Annotated in this window: 2 tRNA genes and 2 rRNA genes (1 of these 4 cut by a window edge); all 4 read right to left on the bottom strand. The window is 55.8% G+C overall.

Features of this window, described 5'->3' with window-relative positions:
• Positions 1–244 (bottom strand): 23S ribosomal RNA (locus ACK4SC_RS11655); the annotation flags it as partial.
• A gap of 61 nt (positions 245–305) precedes the next feature.
• Positions 306–378, bottom strand: a tRNA-Ala gene (locus ACK4SC_RS11650).
• A gap of 7 nt (positions 379–385) precedes the next feature.
• Positions 386–459 (bottom strand) — tRNA-Ile (locus ACK4SC_RS11645).
• 72 nt (positions 460–531) lie between these two features.
• Positions 532–1,725: ribosomal RNA gene (locus ACK4SC_RS11640) — 16S ribosomal RNA — on the bottom strand (it continues 297 nt past the right edge of the window).

Raw genomic sequence — 1,725 nt, 5'->3', positions numbered from 1 at the left:
CGTTCGCTCGCCGCTACTTAGGGAATCCCTTTCGGTTTCTTTTCCTCGGGCTACTAAAAGGTTTTACTTCGCCCGGTTCGGCTCCTCTTTCGAGGATACCAGCCTATGGGCTGGTGGGTTTCCCCATTCGGGAATCCTCGGATCAACGCTCGCTTGCAGCTCCCCGAGGCTTATCGCAGCTTGCCACGCCCTTCATCCCTTCTGGCTGCCTAGGCATCCACCATGGACCCTTAGCAGCTTGGCCTTTCCTTCTACCTACTTCCTACTACCTTATTCAATTGCCAAGGTCCTTTTTTCTTTTCCTATGGAGACGAGGGGACTTGAACCCCTGACCCTCTGCGTGCAAAGCAGATGCTCTTCCATCTGAGCTACGTCCCCATTCCTATGGGCCTTAGTGGACTTGAACCACTGACCTTACCCTTATCAGGGGTACGCTCTAACCGCCTGAGCTAAAGGCCCTTAGCAGTTTATTAAGGAGACCAATGTAAAGAGCAGGCCTTTCAGCCAATTTTTTGTATAGGTTTTCCCTATAAAGGAGGTGATCCAGCCCCAGGTTCCCCTAGGGCTACCTTGTTACGACTTCGCCCCAGTCATCAGGCCCATCATCGGCCCCTGCCTCCCTTGCGGGTTAGCTCGGGGACTTCCGATGAACCCGACTCCCATGGCGTGACGGGCGGTGTGTACAAGACCCGGGAACGTATTCACGGCGACATTGCTGATTCGCCATTACTACCGATTCCGCCTTCATGGGGGTGAGTTGCAACCCCCAATCCGCACCACGACAGGGTTTAGGGGATTTGCTCCGCATTGCTGCGTTGCGTCCCATTGTCCCTGCCACTGTAGCGCCTGTGTAGCCCAGGGCATAAAGGGCATACTGATCTGACGTCATCCCCTCCTTCCTCCGACTTATCGCCGGCAGTTCCCTGTGAGTACCCGGCTTTACCCGCTGGTAACACAGGGCAAGGGTTGCGCTCGTTGCGGGACTTAACCCAACATCTCACGACACGAGCTGACGACGACCATGCACCACCTGTGCGGCGCGGCCATGAATAATCATAGCCTAGGGTACTTTCATACCCGACACACCGCATGTCAAACCCTGGTAAGGTTTTTCGGTTAGCATCGAATTAAACCAGACGCTCCACCGGTTGTGCGGGTCCCCGTCAATTCCTTTGAGTTTCAACCTTGCGGCCGTACTCCCCAGGCGGGATGCTTAACACGTTAGCTTGCGGCACAGCCTACTTTCGTAGGCCACATCTAGCATCCATCGTTTACGGCTAGGACTACCCGGGTATCTAATCCGGTTTGCTCCCCTAGCTTTCGTCCCTCAGCGTCAGGACAGTTCCAGTCGGCCGCCTTCGCCACTGGTGGTCCTCCCGATATCTACGCATTTCACCGCTACACCGGGAATTCCGCCGACCTCTCCCTGCCTCAAGTCCAGCAGTTTGGAAGGCAATTCTACGGTTGAGCCGTAGGATTTCACCTTCCACTTACCAGACCGCCTACGGACCCTTTACGCCCAGTAATTTCGCGCAACGTTCGGGACCTACGTATTACCGCGGCTGCTGGCACGTAGTTAGCCGTCCCTTATTCCTGGGGTACCGTCATTATCTTCCCCCAGAAAAGGTGTTTACACCCCGAAGGGCTTCATCCACCACGCGGCGTTGCTGGGTCAGCCTTTCGGCCATTGCCCAATATTCCCCACTGCTGCCCCCCGTAGGGGTG

Origin of the sequence: Microcella sp., assembly GCF_046293215.1 — a bacterium.
Lineage (GTDB): Bacteria > Actinomycetota > Actinomycetes > Actinomycetales > Microbacteriaceae > Microcella.
The sequence above is the reverse complement of the archived record's forward strand: the minus strand, read 5'-3'. Positions and strand labels throughout refer to the sequence as shown.